The organism is Tenacibaculum insulae, assembly GCF_964512435.1.
In the GTDB taxonomy this organism is placed as follows: Bacteria; Bacteroidota; Bacteroidia; order Flavobacteriales; family Flavobacteriaceae; genus Polaribacter; species Polaribacter insulae_A.
This window is the reverse complement of record NZ_OZ208512.1, coordinates 2477870-2498737: the sequence shown is the minus strand read 5'-3', so window position 1 is coordinate 2498737 and position 20868 is coordinate 2477870. Positions and strand designations below refer to the sequence as shown.

Here is a 20868-nt window from a genome sequence, read left to right as displayed (position 1 = left end):
TAATTTTTCGTTACTGTCAAATTCAATTTGTAATTCTTCAGGAATTTCTATTGACTTGGTATTTTTTTTTAGTTTTTAACTCTTTTCCTTCTTCTGAATTTTTAATATGCCTTACCAAATTAACGTCAATATCTTTCAAGTTATAAAATCTCCATTGTCGCATAGCTTTTGTTTTTCCTTCTTGAGCATTCTGTAACACTTTTTTATCATCAAATAAAAAAAATCCTTGAAAAAACCACAATAATTCTTAAAAGCAGATAAGCCTACTATATTTTCCCATTATGTGTATAAACAGGTGCCTTCCATTTGATAAATTCTTTTAATTTCAACGCTAATAAAACAGAACGCAAGAGGGTTAACTCTTGCGTTCATTTATCATTTTTTGTATGTAATCTGTAATTTTTTCAGTTATTTAATTGGCAATTTCACTAGTAAATTTAATACGCATTAAACGTAATTCATCATCATCATAATCACCATCAAACTCATCTAAAGCCTCTTGAATTTTGTCGGTTTCAGACTCCATAAAATAATCATGTATTTCTTCTTGCTGATCTTCATCTAATAAGTCTTCTACAGCATACGTAATATTTAGTTTTGTTCCAGAAAAAACAATTGCTTCCATTTCTTTAATTAATTCTGGCATCGATAAACCTTTCGATTTTGCAATATCATCTAATGGTAGTTTTCTATCTGTATTCTGAATAATAAACAACTTTAAACCAGAGTTTACTCCCGTACTTTTAACAATTAAATCGTCTGGGCGCATAACATCATTTTCAGCTACATATTGTTGTATTAATTTTATAAAATCTTTCCCAAATTTTTTAGCTTTCCCTTCTCCTACTCCATGAACTTTAGATAACTCTTCTAAAGTAATCGGGTATTTTAAAGCCATATCATCTAACGAAGGATCCTGAAATACTGCAAAAGGTGGTACTTCTAAACGTTTACCTACGCTTTTACGTAAATCTTTTAACATTACAACTAATTTTGCATCTACTCCTCCGCCTGTCGATTTGGTATTTGCTATAATTGTTCCTTCATCATCAGTAGCGTACACATGATTTTCGGTCATCATAAATGATGATGGATTATCAATAAAAGCCTTCCCTCTTTTTGTTAATTTTAAAACTCCGTATTGTTCAATTTCTTTTTTGATGAAATCAACTACCAATATTTGGCGAATTAATGCCATCCAATAGTGATGATCTTTTTCTTTTCCTACGCCAAAAAAAGGTTGTGCTGTTGTTTTATGCGATTTTAACAAAGCATTTTCTTTACCAATTATAGTATTTACAACTTCTTTTGGCTTGTACATTTCGTTGGTATCTCTAATTACCGACAATAATGTTTTTACTTCATCTTGTGCTTCGTGTTGCTTCTTCGGATTTTTCATATTATCATCCATATCAGCACCATCACCTGTTATTGCATCAAATTCTTCACCAAAATAGTGCAATAAATATTTACGCCTATTCATAGACGTTTCTGCATAACCCACTACTTCTTGTAAAAGTGCATGACCTACTTCCTGTTCTGCAACAGGTTTATTTGCCATAAACTTTTCAAGTTTTTCAATATCTTTATATGAATAAAAAGTTAAACAATAACCTTCTCCTCCATCACGACCTGCTCTACCTGTTTCTTGGTAGTAACTTTCTAAACTTTTAGGTATATCGTGGTGAATTACATAACGCACATCTGGTTTATCTATTCCCATACCAAAGGCAATGGTTGCTACAATAACATCGCAATCTTCCATCAAAAACATATCTTGATGTTTTGCGCGTTTTTTAGCATCTAAACCAGCATGATAAGGCAATGCATTAATTCCGTTAACTTGTAAAACCTGAGCAATTTCTTCTACTTTTTTACGACTTAAGCAGTATATAATTCCTGTTTTACCCATTCGTTGTTTAATAAAACGAATAATATCTTTTTCTATATCCTTTGTTTTTGGGCGAACTTCGTAAAATAAGTTTGCTCTATTAAAGGACGCTTTAAAAACATTGGCATCACTCATTCCTAAAGTTTTAAGAATGTCTTCTTGAACTTTTTCTGTAGCCGTAGCCGTTAAACCTATAATTGGCACATTATCAATTTGTTTAATAATAGTACGTAAATTACGATATTCAGGCCTAAAATCATGCCCCCATTCAGAAATACAGTGTGCTTCATCAATGGCAACAAAAGAAATCGTTTGTCTTCTTAAAAACTCAACATACTCCTCTTTTATTAAAGATTCAGGCGCAACATATAACAATTTTGTTATACCCGTTTCAATATCTGATTTTACTTGCGCTACTTCAGATTTATTTAATGATGAGTTTAATACATGTGCAATTCCATGTTCTTCAGAAATACCTCTAATAGCATCTACTTGATTTTTCATCAAAGCTATTAACGGCGAAACAACTATTGCGGTTCCTTCTTTCATCAATGCAGGCAACTGGTAACAAAGAGATTTACCTCCACCAGTTGGCATTATTACAAATGTATTTTCGTTGTTTAAAATGCTTTTTACAACTTCTTCTTGTAGACCTTTAAATTGGTTAAAACCAAATATTTTTTTTAATGATCCGTATAACTCCGACTGCTCTTTATTCATCTTCTAAAATCAAAAATTAAAAATGCAAACTAATTTACAAAAAAACTTTACACTAAGTTAGTGTAAATTTTATTTTTATTAAAAAGTTTTTCTTCTTAAATATTCCTATTTTTACACCTTAAAACTTACTTAAAACTTTTTTAAATTGAAAGACGCCAACGCAATTCTCTCAACAGCAAAAGAAACGATACTTTTAGAAAGTAAAGCTATTGCTAATTTAGCAAATTTATTAAATACTTCGTTTGTTGATGCCGTAAATTTTATATACAATTCTAAAGGCCGTGTTATTGTTACCGGAATTGGTAAAAGTGCTAACATTGCTAATAAAATGGTAGCTACTTTTAATTCAACGGGTACACCTGCTGTTTTTATGCATGCTGCTGACGCTATACATGGTGATTTAGGGAATGTACAAAAAGACGACACTGTTATCTGTATTTCTAAAAGTGGAAACACTCCTGAAATTAAAGTTTTAGTTCCTTTAATTAAAAACTCTAACAATAAAATTATAGCAATAACTGGTAATCCAGATTCTTTTTTAGGGAAAAACGCCGATTTTTTATTAAACTCTTTTGTTGAAAAAGAAGCTTGTCCTAATAATTTAGCACCAACAACAAGTACAACTGCACAATTAGTTTTAGGAGATACTTTGGCTGTTTGTTTACTAAACCTTCGTGGATTTACAAGTAGTGATTTTGCTAAATATCATCCAGGTGGTGCTTTAGGTAAACGTTTATATTTACGCGTTGCGGATCTTATTAAAAACAACCAAATACCAAAAGTTAATAGCACAGATAAAGTAACCCAAGTTATTGTTGAAATTTCTGAAAAAAGATTAGGTGTTACTGCTGTTGTTAATGATAACGATCAATTATCTGGAATTATTACTGATGGTGATATTCGTAGAATGTTAAGTAAAACAACAAAGATTGATGAACTTACTGCTGCTGAAATTATGAGTAAAAATCCAAAAACTATTCATGTTGATGCTATGGCAGTTGCGGCTTTAGAAACCTTAGAAAATAGTAGTATAACACAAATTTTAGTTACTGACGATAACAACAACTATGTAGGTGTAGTACATTTACATGATTTAATTAAAGAAGGTATATTTTAAAATGGTTGAAAAAGAAATGTCCTTTTTAGACCATCTTGAAGAGTTAAGATGGCACTTAGTAAGAAGTTTTGTAGCTATTTTTATTATAGCTATCTTAATTTTTGCAAATATTAATTTTGTTTTTAACGAAATATTATTAGCACACTTAAAACCTGATTTTGCTACGTATCAATTTTTCTGTAAAATATTTACAGCTATTGGTATCGACACTAATTTTTGCACCATTACTTTTAAGCAAACATTACAAGCTTTAAATCCTACACAACAATTAATGACAGGTATTTGGTCGTCTTTAATTCTTGGTTTCGTAGTTTCTTTTCCTTATATATTATGGGAGTTTTGGCGTTTTATTTCTCCAGGACTACATAGTTCTGAAAGAAAAAAATCAAGAGGATTTCTTTTTACTTCTTCTTTATTATTCTTTTTAGGAATCCTTTTTAGTTATTATATCATCTTACCAATGTCGGTATATTTCTTTTATAATTTTGAAATATCAAACGCCATTGAAAACAATTTTAAACTAGAAGCTTACATTAGTTTAATTACCAATACATTAATAGGGGTTGCAGTATTTTTTGAACTTCCTGTAATCATCTTTTTCTTAACCAAAATAGGCTTAATAACTCCAACTTTTTTACGCAAATATCGTAAACATGCTTTGGTAGTTGTTTTAGTTTTATCAGCAATTATAACACCACCAGACGTAGCAAGTCAAGTAATCGTTTCAGTACCAATTATGATACTTTACGAAATAAGTATTTACGTGTCTCAATATGTCTTAAAAAAACAACATAAAAAAAATGTCTCAAAAAGTCCAAGAGTTTAACGACTACCGAGCTAAAATGAATGATAAAATTTTAGCAGGTGATAATAAAATAATCAAACGTATTTTTAATTTAGATACCAATGCGTTTAAAGATGGTCATTTACCTACAAAAACAAAAGAATTACTTGGTTTAGTGGCATCAGCAGTATTGCGATGTGACGATTGTATTGCTTATCATTTAGAAAGTTCGCATAAAAATGGCGTTACTAAAGAAGAAATGATGGAAACAATGAGTATTGCTACTTTAGTTGGAGGTACAATTTTAATTCCGCATTTACGTCGTGCAGTTGAGTACTGGGAAGCCCTAGAAGAAGAAAATAGTTAACAGTTTATTAAGTTATCAATTCATAGCTTTACTCTAATTTAGCTTCGCTATTTATCAACAGAAACAACAAAATCAATGAAATTAAGAGCAGATAACATACAAAAACTTTACGGCAGCAGAAAAGTTGTAAAAGGAATTTCGTTAGAAGTAGAACAAGGCGAAATTATAGGTTTACTTGGTCCTAACGGAGCAGGAAAAACAACTTCTTTTTACATGATTGTTGGAATGGTTAAGCCAAATTTTGGCCATATTTTTTTAGATGATGAAGAAATTACTGATGATGCAATGTATAAACGTGCTCAGAAAGGAATTGGATATTTAGCACAAGAAGCTTCTGTTTTTAGAAAACTATCTGTTGAAGATAATATTATGTCGGTTTTAGAATTTACGAACAGGTCTAAAACCGAAAGAAAACAGCGTTTAGAGGAATTAATTGATGAATTTAGCTTAGATCATGTTCGAAAAAACAGAGGTGATTTACTTTCTGGAGGTGAACGTCGTAGAACAGAAATTGCGCGTTGTTTAGCTTCTGATCCAAAATTTATTTTATTAGATGAACCTTTTGCTGGAGTTGACCCTATTGCTGTTGAAGATATTCAAGGAATTGTAGCCAAACTTAAAACTAAAAATATTGGTATTTTAATTACCGATCATGATGTGCAAGCTACTTTAGCAATTACTGATAGAACTTATTTAATGTATAACGGCGGAATTTTAAAAGAAGGAACTCCCGAAGAATTAGCAGCTGATGAAACAGTACGAAGAGTTTATCTTGGTAAAGATTTTGAACTTAAAAAGAAGAAATTTTAAGTTATTAACCTTAAATTATTGTAGGTTTTATAGTACAACGTGATAAAAACTGACAATATTTCATAAACTATAAAACAAAAAAAACAGCTAATTATTAATTAGCTGTTTTTTTGTTAAATTATTTCAATCTCTAATCCCATCCTGGAGCATCAGGACTTTGTGCTTGTGCTTTTTCTGGACTTAAAATTAAATAGGTTCCCAAGGCAGTTAAAGCAGTATATTTACCATACTTTCCTAACTTTTTTAGAGCCTCTTCTCTTGATATTAATTCGTCTTTTATATTTATATTTTTATTTTTTTTCATCTTGATTTACTTCTTAAGTATAATTTTTTGCGTTTTACTTCCTAACTCTGATCCTAAATTTACAATATAAATTCCAGTTTCTATATCTAACAAAGGCACCGTGTTTTTACCTTTAGCTTCAATGGTTTTATTCAATAATAATCGACCATTAATGGTATATAGTTTTATTGTAAAATCGCCTTTTGAAATTCCGTCAATAATTAAATTTTTGCTATCATTTGTATACACTTTAACCTCATCAATATGTTTTATCTCATTAGGTATTATACTTTGCTTTGCGTGTAAATAAAAACGACCTGTTTCATTTACTTTTTCTGTAATATTTACTGTATAAACATCGTTTGTACTAGCATTTAATTTTGTAAAAGTTTGTAGTTTTTTATCCTCTATAAAAACTGAAACTCCTGCTGATAAATCTTTTAAGGTTGCTGTAAATGTTACTTCTTCTCCTTCTGAAATTTTTAAACCTAAAGGAATAATTGTGGTTTCGATATTATTAATTGGTAAAGACTGAATTGTAAAATCGCCTTTATTTTCAGTATCTACTAGTTTTGTATAAATATCAAAATCTTGTCTTGCAAAGTTTCCTAAATCATATCCTGGATCTAATCCGATTGTAGCATTCTCAAAATACTTAATTGCTGTTGTAATTGTTGTGTTTTTTGAAGTTGCTGATAATTGAATACTTGGCTTATTTACCGTAATTCCTCTTGCAAAAACTCCGCCTGTTATTGGTTGATTTTTTCTTTGAGATTCATTAAAAATAACATCAGATATTCCTGTGGTTGTTTTTATAAAAAAACCTTGCCCTGGCGCTAAAGAAGCTTCTGAGGTTATTAATGATTTACCAACATATTTATCTTGTTGATTATCCCAAACATATACTCCTACATTTGCTGGATCTAACTTGCTTGAATTTTCATTGATAAAGTTAGTTCCTCCGTTTTCGTTTATCGGTAAAAAAGCAGTGTACGGATTTCCTATTGCATTCCATTCTGATGCAACTACTGTTTTACTAATATTGTTAATCGTAACTGTTCCTGTAAAACTTACCGCTCCGTCAGTACCTCTTGATATAGCATAGCTTCTCCCCTTTTCGAAGGTTATATTCGGATTTGCTGCTAAATAAGCTACATCATAATATATCCATTTTGATCCCGATGGTTTGCTATCATCATAATAAGAAACTGCATAACGGTTTGGTGAAGTAGTTGTATTTACTCGAATATTGTTATTTACATTCTCTACAAATTCTTTGATACTTTGTCCATCAACAGGTGCCGATACAATACTCCATTTATTTGCTAATAAACCTCCACGCTCATAAGTTACCGTTCCATTTGAAGTCCCTTTTACCAATAAAGATCCGCTATTTAAAGCTGTAGATGTAATTTTAAAAGTTCCGCTGTTTGTAAAATCTCCATCTGTGGTTAGTGATCCATCTTCTGAAATATCAAATGATGACAAAGCCTCAACTGTTAAATTATTTATCTCTACAGATGTAGTAATACTTGGCGTTGTTACTACATTTGGAATAATTACATTATCTGTAATAATTGGTGCAACTGAATTACTCCAATTACTGCCCGTTAACCAAAAAGAATTTGTGTTTCCTGTCCAGTTAACTTTACAATCTGAACCACTATCGGTAATACTCCAATTGTAAGTATTAATAAGCGTATTTCTTGCAGTTTCTCCTAAACAATAGTTAGCATCAGCATCTAATTTTACGTTTACAGGAATTTGTGTTTCACCAGTATCCAAACTTGCCCAACCAATTAAAGTCGCATCATAATTATCCTTCGACATACCTGCATCTACTAACATATTAACCATACCGTAACGATCTATTTGACTAATATCCCAAGCACTTAAATCTTGATTAAAAGCAGTAGCGTTTTGAAACATAGACTCAAAATAAGTTGCACTATCTAGTGTCCAACTCGATAAATCTTGATTAAATACTGTAGCGCCATTAAACATATGTTCAAAATCTGATACATTTTGTGGTGCCCAATTATTTAAGGGTTTATTAAATGTAGTGTTATCTTGAAACATACTTCCCATGGTTTGTACATTTTGCACATTCCAAGCGTTGATATTTTCATTAAACGCAGAAGCACTAAAAAGTTCTACCATACTTATAATATTTTCTACATTCCAAGTACCTATTTTATTTTGATTATCAACGAAAGCGGTTGTTCCTTTAAACATTCTGTCCATATAAGTCACTTGACTTAAATCAGGTGTATCCGTTGCGTTTAATGTTAAATTAGTACAACCATAAAAAGCGGCAATCGTACTGGTCCATTCTTGTGTACCCCATTGTTCAATAGATTTAATTTTATCTTTATCTCCTGTATTATTAAAATAAATTCTAGGAAAGTCGCCCGAAATTTTTACAATATAAGTACCTACAGTAGCATAACTATGAGAAGCGTTTCCTGTAAATCCACTTTCTACAGTACCATCTCCCCAATCTACAAAATAATCATAACCAGATCCATTGGTTGGAATCGTAATATTTTCATTGGCAACAGTAGTTTCCCAATTTGTTATAAACGCATCTGTAAAATCACAACCTATTCCGCCATCGGTAATACTCCAATTATAAGGTGCGTTTGTTAATGTATTTCTTGCTGTCTGCCCCTTACAATAAGTACTACTACCTGCATTCAATGTAATTCCTATTGGTATTTGAGTTTCTCCAGTATCTAAAGTCGCCCATCCTATTAAAGTAGCATCGTAATTTTCTTGTGAAATACTTGCACTCTGTAAAAAATTATTAACATTTGAAACCTTACTGATATCCCAAGCTCCTAAATTTTGATCAAACTGAGTATTTTGTTGAAACATAGATCCCATATTTACGGTTCCGCTAACACGTTCGCCAATGTTCCAATTTGAAATATCTTGATTAAATTGACTAATAGAAAACATACCTATAAAATTACTAACACTACCAACATCCCATGCGCTTATATTCCCATTAAAACTTGAGACATAAAAAGCAAACCCCATGTTTGTAATATTTGAAACATCCCAATGCGATAGATCTTCATTACTTAATGATCTACATACTCTAAAAATATTTTTAAAAGAGGTTACCTTAGAAAGGTCTGGAGCATCTGTAGCGGTTATTTTAAGCTGATCGCAATCGTTAAATGCATTTTCCATACTGGTCCAAGATATATTACCCCACTGCTCTACCGTTAGTATTTTATCTGCATCTGCATTATTATTAAAATAAATTCTAGGAAAGTCTCCCCAAATTTTTACAATATAAGTACCTGCCGTAGCATAGCTATGAGTAGCGTTACCTGTAAATCCACTTTCTACAGTACCATCTCCCCAATCTACGTAATAATCATAACCCGCTCCTGTGGTTGGAATCGTAATACTTTCATTAGCTGAAGTTGTTTCCCAAGTAGTTGTAAACGCTATTTCATCACAATTTATACCGGCATCACTTATACTCCAGCCTTTTGCTTGTAGCATTGCTCTTTCTGTTACTGCTACACAATAGTTAACGCCTTGAGCTCCAAATTCAATATTATCAGGAAGGTTTGGATTATTGGCTAGTGCAATTAAAAGATCATCATATTCTTGACTAGATAATCCTGAATTTTGAAACATTCTTGGAGCTCTCGTAATATTACTAAAATCCCAATTTGCTAAAGCGCCACCGTTATCGGTTAAATTATTACAAAAATAAAAAGTTTCATAAAAGTCACCACAATTGGATAAATCAGGAGTGTCAGTAGCATTAATAACCATATTGCTAGCGCCTTTAAATGCTTTTACCATATCTGCCCACTGAATACTTCCCCATTGCTCTACAGAAAGTAAATTATTTCCAATAGAATTACCATTGATATATAGTTTAGGGAAGCTTCCTGATATTTTTACGGTATGCACTCCTGGAGTGACATAAGTATGTGTTGCATTTCCGTTTACAGACTCTGTTGTACCATCTCCCCATTCTATCATATAATCAAAATAACCACCCGATGTTCTAATGGTAATACTTTCGTTTACTGTAGTGGTTTGCCAAGTAGTAATAAATTTATCAGCTTCTGTACAATTTAAACCACCATCTGTAAAACTCCAACCATTATTTAATATCAACTTTCTTCTAGCATTTGCTCCTTTACAAAAGGTACTACTTCCACCATTAAATGTAATATTTTGAGGTATGGTAGTTTCGCCTGCATCTAAAGTTTCCCAACCTTTTAAGGTGTTGTCGTAATTTTCTTGAGAAATTCCAGCACCTAAAAACATATCTGTCATACTATTAACATGTGATGTATTTAAAGTAGCCAACGATTGATCAAAAGCTGTGGCTTGCCTAAACATTTGGAATAAACTAGCACCATTGGCCGTATTTTCTCCAATATTCCAATTCGATATGTTTTGATTAAATAAGACTGCATTATAAAACATTTGTGAAAATGTAGTTACCTTACCTACGTTCCAACCCAATATATCTTGATTAAAAAAGCTTGCTCCACTAAACATTCTAAAAAACGTTTCTACATTCGCTGTATTCCAATTAGTAATATTTCCATTAAACTTTTGAGCACCATTAAAAAGATCTTGCATATTTGTAATTGTAGAAACATTCCAATTTGTTAAATCAGGGCTTTCTATAGATCCACAACCAGTAAACATACCTTCTAAATTTGTAGTATTAGAAAGGTCTGGAGCATCAGTAGCTAAAATTCTAAGATTACCACAACCACGAAAAGCACCTTCCATTGTATCCCATTGTTGTGTTCCCCATTGATCAACTGATATTATTTTATCCCTAAAGCCTGCATAATTGAAATATATTCTTGGAAAATCACCCACTATTTTAATAGTATGCGTTCCGGCAGTGGCATAGGTATGTGTAGCTTGACCAGTTTGGTTAATATCTTCTGTTCCATCTCCCCAATCTATGTAATAATTATATCCAACTCCATTAATAGGAATTTTAAGGGTTTCATTAGCTGAAGTTGTTTCCCAAGTGGTTATAAAAGCACTATCACCGCAATTAACTCCTTTATCTGTAATAGTCCAAGAATAAGTACCATCTAAAACATACCAAGAAGGTATTGCTGCACAAAATTCAAGTTCGATTGCTCCCAAATTTATACCCGTTGGTATTTGAATTTCTCCAGCAGTTAAAGTAGCCCACCCTGTTAATGTTGCATCATAATTTGCTGTAGATAATCCTGAATAATTTAGCATCTCAGACATATCTGTTACTGAAGATATATCCCAACTTGCTAAATTTTGATTAAAACCAGATGCACTTCTAAACATACCATTCATCTTTTTAACTTTACTCACATCCCAAGAAGCAATCGGTTGATTGAAACTAGAATTCGACCAAAACATGTCGTCCATACGACTTACTGTACTCACATGCTCTCCAATATTCCAACCACTAATATTTTGATTAAAAGAAGATTGACATAGCATTCTGTAAAAAGAGTTAACTTTACCTACATCCCAATTAGTAATGTTTCCATTAAAATTCGTGTTACGAAACATACTCTCCATAGTTGTAATATTAGACACATCCCAACCATTTAAGTTTGGGCTTCCCATATTAGTACAATCTCTAAATGTTTTATTAAATGAAGTAATATCGCTTAAATCTGGTGCATCTGTGGCATTATAAACTAAGTTTTCACATCCAAAAAAAGCAGTAGACATATCTTGCCAATTGATATCTCCCCATTGTTCGATACTTTTAATTTTTAAACGACTTGTTCCCGTATCGTTAAAATTTATTTTCGGAAATGTACCACTGATTTTTACCGTATATGTACTAGGACTACTATAACTATGCGTAATATTACCGGTAACTAAATTGTCTGTTTGCCCATCTCCCCAATCTATATAATATGCATAACTATCAGGTCCAGCAGTAGGAATGGTAATTGTTTCATTGGCAGTTGTGGTTTGCCAAGTGGTTATAAAAAAAGTATCTTCAGAAATGTTACCACAATCTAAACCACTATCTGTAAACGTCCAATTGTAAGGCGCATTAGACAGCGTTGTTCTTATTGCTTCAGAAGTACAATAAGTACTATTATCAAATCGTACCTTAATATTTGTAGGAATTCGAGCTTCTCCTGCATCTAACGTTCCCCATCCCTTAATGGTTGCATCATAATTACTAGTAGATACACCTGCATTTCCAAACATTACATCAGTAATTGTTACATTACTCATGTCCCAATTTCCTAAGTTTTGATCGAAACCTGGGGAATCTTGAAACATTCTTTGCATATTTTCTACGCTGCTTGTATCCCAATTACTTAAATCTTCATTAAAAACAGTGCACTCTCTAAACATTGAACTCGTATTCTTCACGTTACTCATATCCCACGAGCCTAAAAGACCAGGAATATCTGTAAGTGATGTAGCACCTTCAAACATTTTTTTAGTTGAAGTTACATTAGAAAGATCTGGAGTATCGTAGGCTCCTAAAGTTAAATTTGAACAACCTTCAAAAGCACTTTCCATTGTTGCCCACGGGTTATTTCCCCATTGTGAAATACCTGTTATTTTTTGTTCATCTGAATTTATAGCATAATCAAAACGTATTCTTGGAAACAAACTACCTTCAAGAATTCGAATAATATATGTACCTGGTGTTGGAAATGTATGCGTTAAATTCCCTGTTACATTATTATAAATTGTTTCGTTAGAAGTAAAAGCTTTAAAAATAACTACATTGTAGTCATAAGTGTAATTAGTAACATCTGTAGGAATTGTAAAAGTTTCGTTTACACTTGTGGTTTCTACATAAAAAGAAAAGTGTTCTGATTGTGCACTTGCGGTACTAATGCTCAGTGTAAAACATAAAAAGAATAGTAAGTATAGTTTTTGCATAACTTAAGTAGTTTTACATGCAAAAATAAAAATTAACCTTATTTACACTAAAATTTTAGAGTTGCAAAAGGTTGCAAGCCTAAAAATATTCTATTTTTATTCACATATTTGTACTATGATTAAAAAGCAATACAACATACTCCTCTTTTTTTTATTTTCATGTTCACTCGCTTTTGCACAAAAAAATGAGCAGAAAATCGATTCTATAACTTCATTATTAAACATTACTACTTCTGATTCTTTATTAGTTAACTATCATATAGAACTAGGTGTTTTAAAAGATAAAATAAACCCGATTGCCGCCGAAAAACATTTAAAAACAGCTTTAGGAAAATTAAATAAGAATTACAATTACAGTGATAAATTAAAAATGATGGCTTTAGCAAATGATTGCTTAGGCATTATCGAAAGACGAAGGAATAATTATGATGTAGCCTATTCTTATTACTTGGAAGCTTTAAAAATTAAAGAAATAGACAATGATTCTATAAAAATTGGAAGGTCTTTTCATAATATTGCTATGCTATTTTCTGCTAAACGTAATTACAATAAAGCAATAGAATACATTAAAAAAGCACTACCGATTCGTAAAAAGTACGATAGTTTAGATTACGCAAAGTCGCTAAACAACTATGGATATTTCTTATATAAAAAAAGGAAGTATGCCCTAGCACTAACAATATTAGATAGCGCGAAAATTTATTATGCCGAAAATTTTAAAAAAGCTGATGCCAATAATAATATCGCTAGAATTTTTAACAAACAAAAGAAGTATAATCTTTCTATAAAAATACAATTAGAGAATATTAGAATATATAAAAAGAATGAAAAAATAGAAAGACTTGCTAATACCTATAAAGATATTGCTGTTAATTTTAGAAAACTAAACAAACACACAAAAGCCTACATGTATTTAGATAGTTCTGAAACTATTTGTAAAATATATAATAACAAAAAACTTCTTTCTATTCTATATAAACAAAGATATAAAATAGCGAATAGTAAAAATGAATTTGAAAAAGCTTTAAATAATTATAAAACCTATAGAAAGTACAAAGATACTGCATTTAACAACAAGCAATCTGAAAAAATTAAGGAATTAGAACTGGATTATTTTTATAAAAAGAAGGCCTTAACGGATAGTTTAAAAGCTGAAAACGACAAAATAAAATTACTATCTCAAAATAAACATGAGCGTTCACAAAAAAAATGGTATGCTTTTTTATTTATTGTAACCTCTTTAGGACTCATTGCTTTGTTTTTAATTTATAGAAACCATAGAAGAATAGCTTATGAAAAAAACAGGAAACAAGAAATTAAAAACGATTTATTAAATGAACAAATAAATTTTCTTCGATATAAAACAGAACGACTATTTAATGATAACAAAATGCGTTCTAATTTTAATAGTGAATTATCCGACCGTATTAAAGCTTTACACAAAAGCGATAACAGTAGTGTTTTACTTAAAGAATATCAATCAATTATTATTCAACTAAAACAACAAAAACAAACAGAAAAAAAACTTAATTATATCTCAGAAAATACTACTATTAAAGATGACTTAATTGAGAAAAAATTAATTGAACAATTTCCTTCTCTAACCAAATCAGAACGAGAAGTCTGTAAGCTTATTTATTTAGATATGAATAGCAAAGAAATAATGAATACGCGTGATCTTACGATATCATCCATAAAATCTATTCGATTTAGAATTCGTAAAAAATTAAAAATCAACAAAGGGGAAGAATTAGGTTTATTCATTAAGAATCTGCTTAATAAAGCTTAAAAAATCAACAAAATAAAATAGGTTGTTTATTTTAGAAATCATTTAATTTTAAAGAGATAATTAAATGATTATTCGTAATACAACATAAACTACAACTGTATCGTTAAATCTGTTTCTGTCTTTTATCATACTATTTATTAAAATGAAACTATATTTTTAATAAATTAACTCACCATAAATAATTCTAACAATTTTTCTCTAGAAAAAAACTAATATATTAGCATATCAAAATTTAGTATGTGTTCAAAAAAATTGATTTCCTTTTCTTCGGATATGTGTTTGTAACCACTTTATTCCTTTTTTTTTCATGGAATCAATCCACGAACTCTTTAAACTTATTACTAACAAGAGGACTGATTAGTGCAAGTATATTTGTTTTAATTTTTATAAATAGTAAAATTAAAAACAGTCTTGTAAAATTAATCAGAAATATATACCCAATAATACTCAGCGGTTATTTTTACTCAGAAACTGTTTTTTATAATAAATTTATTTGGCAAAATATAGATCAAAAATTAATAGATTTAGATGAGTTTTTATTCGGATTCCAACCAAGTTTGCTCTTTTCTAAAACCTTGTCCAGTAAACTTTTTAGTGAACTCATGTATTTCGGATATTTTTCATTTTACTTGCTTATTATAGCATTTGTAATTATTGCATATTATCAGCTTAAGGAAGAATCAACAGAATTAATTTTTAAATTCTCTGCGGCAATGTTGTTATTTTATTTATTCTTCGGGATAATCCCATCCGCAGGCCCACAATTTTATTTATCCTCACCAGAAAAAGACTTACCTGTCGCTTTTATTTTCGATAAAATAATGCATTTTATACAAGCTAATGCAGAACAACCTACGGCAGCTTTTCCGAGTTCACATGTCGGAATTTCAATCATTATAATACTTCTTTTACGTAAAAAAACTCCTTTATTTATTAAAATAATTTTCCCGTTGGTTATTCTTTTAATTTTATCAACCGTTTATATAAAAGCACATTATGCTATTGATGTTTTAGGTGGAATTATATTTGCACCAATTATGTTATATTTAGCATCCATCTTATATAAAATTCCTATTTATAATAAGAATATCAAACTTTAACCACTCTATGATTCAACTTAAAGAAATTACCTCTAAAAAGGATTTAAAAAAGTTTATACTATTGCCTTTTAAAATTCACAAGAATCATAAAGAATGGTTACCTCCTTTAATTTCTGATGAATGGAAAGTATTTGATAAAAACAAAAATCATTCTTTTAACCATTGTGATACCATAATGTTGTTAGCTTTAAAAAACAATGAAGTTGTTGGTAGAATTATGGGGATTATAAATCATACTTACAACAACGGAAACAACGAAAAAAATGTTCGCTTTTTCGGGTTAGAATGTTATGATGATACCGAAGTATTTACTATTTTGATAAAAGCTATTGAAGATTGGGGAAGAAAAAAGAAAATGAATACAATTATTGGCCCTTTAGGTTTTTCTGATAAAGATCCTCAAGGTTTTTTAATTGATGGTTTTAATGATCCGATAAGTGTTATGGTTACCAATTGTAGCTATAAATATATGGTAGATTTTACCGAACAAAATGGATTTAATAAAAAACTAGATATTTTTCAATACAGAGCTCAAATTCCTGAAAAAACACCTGAAATTTACGATAAAATTGTAGACAGAGTTATAAAAAGAGGTTTTAAAGTATTAGAGTTTAAAAAATCGAAACATGTTCGTCCGTATGTAAAACCAGTGTTTGATTTAATAAATTCAACCTATAAAAACATTTATGGCTTTGCTCCGTTAGAAGATATAGAATCTAAAGAGTTTTCTGAACGTTTTTTACCTTTACTAAAACCTCAGTATATAAAAGTTGTTGTTGACACTAACAGTAAAGTAGTTGCTTTTGTTGTGGCGATGCCAGATATAAGTAACGGATTTAAAAAAGCAAATGGAAAGTTATTTCCCCTCGGGTTTATTCATATCCTCAGAGCTTTTAAACAAACCAATCAACTTAATTTATTGTTAGGTTGTGTGAGCGAAGAGTTACAAAACTCCGGATTAATTGCTTTAATGGCACAATCAATGTATAAATCGGCAAAAGAAAACGGATTAACCGTTTTAGACAGTCATTTAATTTTAGAGGATAACAAAAAAATGCGAGCTGTTATGGAGCGCATGGAACATAAAATTTATAAAAAATATCGAATTTTCGAGAAAGCCTTGTAGATTTAAACAGAATAACGAGTTATACTCTCCTAAATTTGTTGCTATAACTATTCATACCATAGATACTCAAAATAAAAAATGGAGAAATTATACATCTTATAAGTTTTTGAAAAATAATTTAGCTTGATTCTTAAGCTAAATTCTACAAACTTTCACTAACATTGAATTTAAATCATTCAAACGGATTCATATCCACAAATAAGTTAACACCAATTATGAGTATATCACTAAAAACACATAAATTAATTTGGGGAAGGTCAGGAAACATGTGTGCTTTTCCTGATTGTAAAAAAGAATTGGTGATTGATGAAACTTCAACAGATGACCCTTCTATTATTGGTCAAGAAGCTCACATTGTAGCGAAAAAAATTAAAGGCCCTAGAGGAAATCATCCTCTCGAAGAAGAAAAAAGAGATAAGTATGATAACTTAATCTTACTTTGTAGTGTCCATCATAAAATTATTGATGACCAAGAAGTTGAATATACAGTTGAAAAGTTACACGAGTATAAAAAAACACACGAACTTTGGGTAAAGAAAAACCTATCTACAGATAGACAAAAAACTAGAGATGATGAATTATACGCAACATATATTCAAAAATTCATAGAATTATCAAACTTAGATACTTGGACAAATTGGACTTCTTATATGCTTGGAATGTGGGAAACTTTTCCCAAAAAGGAATTTGACACTTTAAAACAAGTACCTGACTACATAGTTTCAAGGGCTTGGCCTCAAAGATATTTACCTTTAGAATCATCTCTAATAAATTTTAAAAACATACTAAATGATTTAGTCAGACTATACTCAGAATTTCCTGATGAAAACCCAAATGGATATTCTATAAAGAAATTTTACAAAAACTATCAAAGAGAACAATTCTATAATAATGAAAGTGCTTATTGTCAAGAAACAGAAATTAAAGCTCTTGAACATTATGAATATCATCTAGGATTAATCATAGATTTGGTATTAGAACTTACTCGCGCATTAAATTACATTTGTGACCAAATAAGAACATATCTGTTTGAAGGATTTAGAATTGAAGAAGGTGTAATTCTTATCAACAGAAGTGATATGTTCAGTTATCAAAAATCTAGAATTGAATACCGAGGTGAACAACGAACTGAAATGCCATATGGAGGTTTAAAAAAATTTATGATTGAAAGAAGTAATCGTGATTACTATGTTGGAGAAGGTATAAATGAATATTATTTTAGAAAGAGAATGTGGGAAATGTAAAATTAATGCTAAACAATGGCTTTAAATAATACGGGTTTTAGTATTTAATACATAGTTTAATTTTTTTTATAAAATCTACTAAATCTTTTGATTTCGCTAAGTGCTTAATGGAAAGTCAATAATTTTACCCCCAGTAATACCCATAGACGCTAAGCTAATTAAATTTTTAATACGCATCAACATCAATAATAAAACGGATTGGTCTAAAATCTTTAACCGCTTCAAAAGTATTTCTGATTTTAGTTATTTGCTCTTTGGTTTTCCCTAACGATTGTTTTGGTGGAATTTTAATTACTAAGTTTTTAATATATAAGTTTCGAACACGAGAAACTGCCGGAGCTGTTGGACCCAAAACATTTTCTTGAAATACATTTTGTAACGACTTTGCTAGCCAATTCACCCCATTTTCTACACGATTGTAATCCTTGTGTTTTAATGTAATTTTTATCACTCTATAATACGGTGGATATTGAAATTGCCAACGTTCTTGTAACTGTTCTTTATACATTTCTGTATAATTTGTCGTAGAAACCTGTTGTAATATTTGATGATACGGATTATATGTCTGTATGGCTACTTTACCTTGTTTTTTACTTCGTCCTGCCCTACCCGACACTTGTACCATTAATTGGTAAGCTCTTTCATGCGCTCTAAAATCTGGAAAATTAAGCATAGAATCGGCACTTAAAACACCTACTAACGATACGTTTTCAAAATCTAATCCTTTTGATAACATTTGTGTTCCTACCAAAATATCAATTTCCTGCGCTTCAAAGGCGCCAATTATTTTTTGATATCCATATTTACCACGTGTCGTATCTAAATCCATCCGACCAATATTATGCTTCGGAAACAATTCTTTTAGTTCTAATTCAATCTGTTCGGTTCCAAATCCTTTGGTATCTAAAGTTGCTGTACCACAAGCTCCACAACTATTAGGCATTGATCGTTGATAACTACAATAATGACATTTTAATTCTCTTCTAAATTTATGATAAGTTAAACTTACATCGCAATTAGGGCATTGCGGAGAAACTCCACAAGTGGTACACTCTACAACAGGTGAAAATCCGCGACGATTTTGAAACAGAATTATCTGTTCTTTTTCATCCAATGCTTCGGTAATCATTTTTAATAAACGATCAGAAAAATGACCTTTCATTTCCTTTTTTCGATGTTTCTCTTTTACATCAATCAACTCAATTTTTGGTAATTGAATATTACCAAAACGTCTATTTAGTTCAACAAATCCGTATTTATTTTGTTTGGCATTATAATAACTTTCTAAGGATGGTGTTGCAGAACCTAATAACACTTTTGCTTGATGTAAATGTCCTAAAACGATGGCAGAATCTCTTGCATTATAACGAGGCGAAGGCTCAAATTGTTTATACGAACTTTCGTGCTCTTCATCAACAACTATTAATCCTAAGTTATTAAAAGGTAAAAAACCTGAAGAACGAGCTCCTAAAATAATTTGCGCTTTGGGTTTGTTTTCTAATACATTATTCCAAACTTCTACACGCTCATTCATCGAATATTTTGAGTGGAATACTGATATAAAGCTTCCAAAATAACGCTGTAATCTGGCAATTATTTGTGTTGTTAAAGCTATTTCTGGCAATAAAAACAATACTTGCTTTCCTTCTGCAATAACTTCTTTTATCAGTTTTACATAAATTTCTGTTTTACCAGAACCAGTAACTCCGTGCAAAAGCGTTACATTTTGAGTTTCAAAAGAGGTTTTTATTTCATTAAAAGATTGCTCTTGAAACTCGTTCAATTCTTTTAATTGATTGGTTTCTCCATTAAAATTAATTCGATCTGTTTGAATTTCATAAAACTCAAAAATATCTTTGTCAACCAACGCTTTTATTACTGCGGATGAAGCGCCTGATTTATCTTCTAACTCTTTTGCTTTTATTGGTTTTTTAGCAACTGCTAACTGAAAATACACCAATACTGCTTCTCGCTGTTTTTTTGCTCTAGAAAGCGCTTCTAACAAACTCTGCAAAGCTTCGTTTGAGGTGTATTTCGAATTTAAACGAACATATTTTACCAATTTAGGTTTATAGGTTTCGTAAATTTCTTCTTTAATAAAAGCAGCTTCTTTGTTTATCAATCCATCAATAATAGGTAACACTGTTTTCTTACCTAAAATATCCGATACTTGGTGAATAGTTAATTGTGAATGATTATGTAACGCTTCAAAAATTAAAAATTCTTCATCAGTTAAACTTGTTTCATCAGTAAAAGTTTCGTTTTTATAAATAATCGTTTCACTTTCTAATAAAAAAGCCGATGGCAATGCAGCTCTATAAACATCACCTAAAGAACACATATAATAACTAGAAATCCATTCCCAATGTTTTAATTGAGGCTCTGTTACAATAGGTTTTTCATCTAAAATTTGATGAATATCTTTTGCTTCGTATAATTCTGGCACATTTTGATGAATATTAAACACCAACGCTGTATAAATTTTACTTTTACCAAAAGAAACAGCCACGCGCATTCCTTTTTTAAGGAATGAAAACTCTGCCTCATTTACCGAATAAGTAAATGTTTTTTTTAAAGGAATTGGTAATATAACGTCGATGAAATATGGTGTCACTTCGAGTGGTTTTATGATTGAAATGAGTAAAATTATATCGAGAAGTTTTATATTCTATTCTTGATAAAATTTTAATTTTCTCTTATCTGTTCAAATAAATTTTACTCGAACTGA

Annotated in this window: 12 protein-coding genes; 8 read left to right on the top strand and 4 right to left on the bottom strand. The window is 30.5% G+C overall.

What is annotated here, in order from left to right; all coding sequences use genetic code 11:
- Positions 1–412 precede the first annotated feature (412 nt).
- Positions 413–2611 (bottom strand): RecQ family ATP-dependent DNA helicase, encoded by a 2199-nt coding sequence (locus tag ACN5J5_RS11495; RefSeq protein ID WP_418645033.1) that lies wholly within the window; start codon positions 2609–2611, stop codon positions 413–415.
- 145 nt (positions 2612–2756) lie between these two features.
- On the opposite strand from ACN5J5_RS11495, the gene ACN5J5_RS11490 reads away from it, so the two are divergent.
- From ACN5J5_RS11490 to lptB, 4 genes are all read left to right on the top strand, one after another.
- The gene (locus ACN5J5_RS11490; RefSeq protein ID WP_418645032.1) at positions 2757–3728 is read left to right on the top strand and encodes a KpsF/GutQ family sugar-phosphate isomerase; all 972 of its coding nucleotides are present in this window, start codon (positions 2757–2759) and stop codon (positions 3726–3728) included.
- A 1-nt stretch (position 3729) separates the two neighbouring features.
- A complete protein-coding gene (gene tatC, locus ACN5J5_RS11485; RefSeq protein WP_418645031.1) occupies positions 3730–4554 on the top strand; it encodes a twin-arginine translocase subunit TatC in 825 nt (274 codons plus the stop codon).
- Positions 4529–4879 (top strand): carboxymuconolactone decarboxylase family protein, encoded by a 351-nt coding sequence (locus tag ACN5J5_RS11480; RefSeq protein WP_418645030.1) that lies wholly within the window; start codon positions 4529–4531, stop codon positions 4877–4879. Before tatC ends, ACN5J5_RS11480 begins: the two co-directional genes overlap by 26 nt.
- Before the next feature lie 75 nt (positions 4880–4954).
- Entirely contained in the window at positions 4955–5689 is a 735-nt protein-coding gene (lptB, locus tag ACN5J5_RS11475; RefSeq protein WP_418645029.1) for an LPS export ABC transporter ATP-binding protein, read from the top strand.
- A gap of 130 nt (positions 5690–5819) precedes the next feature.
- Here the strand turns inward: lptB and ACN5J5_RS11470 are convergent, their stop codons facing one another.
- The gene (locus ACN5J5_RS11470; protein ID WP_418645028.1) at positions 5820–5993 is read right to left on the bottom strand and encodes a hypothetical protein; all 174 of its coding nucleotides are present in this window, start codon (positions 5991–5993) and stop codon (positions 5820–5822) included.
- Between the two features lie 6 nt (positions 5994–5999).
- Positions 6000–12881, bottom strand: coding sequence for a BspA family leucine-rich repeat surface protein (locus ACN5J5_RS11465; protein ID WP_418645027.1), 6882 nt, complete (start codon positions 12879–12881; stop codon positions 6000–6002).
- Positions 12882–12996: 115 nt separating this feature from the next.
- Here ACN5J5_RS11465 and ACN5J5_RS11460 point away from each other — a divergent pair, with 115 nt between their 5' ends.
- From ACN5J5_RS11460 to ACN5J5_RS11445, 4 genes are all read left to right on the top strand, one after another.
- Complete coding sequence (locus ACN5J5_RS11460) at positions 12997–14670, top strand: tetratricopeptide repeat protein (RefSeq protein WP_418645026.1); 1674 nt, start codon at positions 12997–12999, stop codon at positions 14668–14670.
- 239 nt (positions 14671–14909) lie between these two features.
- Positions 14910–15770, top strand: coding sequence for a phosphatase PAP2 family protein (locus ACN5J5_RS11455; RefSeq protein ID WP_418645025.1), 861 nt, complete (start codon positions 14910–14912; stop codon positions 15768–15770).
- A gap of 7 nt (positions 15771–15777) precedes the next feature.
- Positions 15778–16896: a hypothetical protein gene (locus ACN5J5_RS11450; protein ID WP_418645024.1), complete on the top strand. Its 1119-nt coding sequence runs from the start codon at positions 15778–15780 to the stop codon at positions 16894–16896.
- Between the two features lie 215 nt (positions 16897–17111).
- On the top strand, positions 17112–18140 hold the full coding sequence (locus ACN5J5_RS11445; protein ID WP_418645023.1) for a hypothetical protein: 1029 nt from the start codon (positions 17112–17114) through the stop codon (positions 18138–18140).
- 166 nt (positions 18141–18306) lie between these two features.
- Here ACN5J5_RS11445 and priA read toward each other — a convergent pair whose 3' ends face one another.
- Positions 18307–20754 (bottom strand): replication restart helicase PriA, encoded by a 2448-nt coding sequence (priA, locus tag ACN5J5_RS11440; RefSeq protein ID WP_418645022.1) that lies wholly within the window; start codon positions 20752–20754, stop codon positions 18307–18309.
- Between the last annotated feature and the right edge of the window lie 114 nt (positions 20755–20868).

Coding starts and splice junctions, on each gene's coding strand:
- ACN5J5_RS11495 (WP_418645033.1), bottom strand. CDS start 2,611: ATGAATAAAGAGCAGTCGGAGTTATACGGATCATTAAAAAAAATATTT.
- tatC (WP_418645031.1), top strand. CDS start 3,730: ATGGTTGAAAAAGAAATGTCCTTTTTAGACCATCTTGAAGAGTTAAGA.
- ACN5J5_RS11480 (WP_418645030.1), top strand. CDS start 4,529: ATGTCTCAAAAAGTCCAAGAGTTTAACGACTACCGAGCTAAAATGAAT.
- lptB (WP_418645029.1), top strand. CDS start 4,955: ATGAAATTAAGAGCAGATAACATACAAAAACTTTACGGCAGCAGAAAA.
- ACN5J5_RS11470 (WP_418645028.1), bottom strand. CDS start 5,993: ATGAAAAAAAATAAAAATATAAATATAAAAGACGAATTAATATCAAGA.
- ACN5J5_RS11465 (WP_418645027.1), bottom strand. CDS start 12,881: ATGCAAAAACTATACTTACTATTCTTTTTATGTTTTACACTGAGCATT.
- ACN5J5_RS11460 (WP_418645026.1), top strand. CDS start 12,997: ATGATTAAAAAGCAATACAACATACTCCTCTTTTTTTTATTTTCATGT.
- ACN5J5_RS11450 (WP_418645024.1), top strand. CDS start 15,778: ATGATTCAACTTAAAGAAATTACCTCTAAAAAGGATTTAAAAAAGTTT.
- ACN5J5_RS11445 (WP_418645023.1), top strand. CDS start 17,112: ATGAGTATATCACTAAAAACACATAAATTAATTTGGGGAAGGTCAGGA.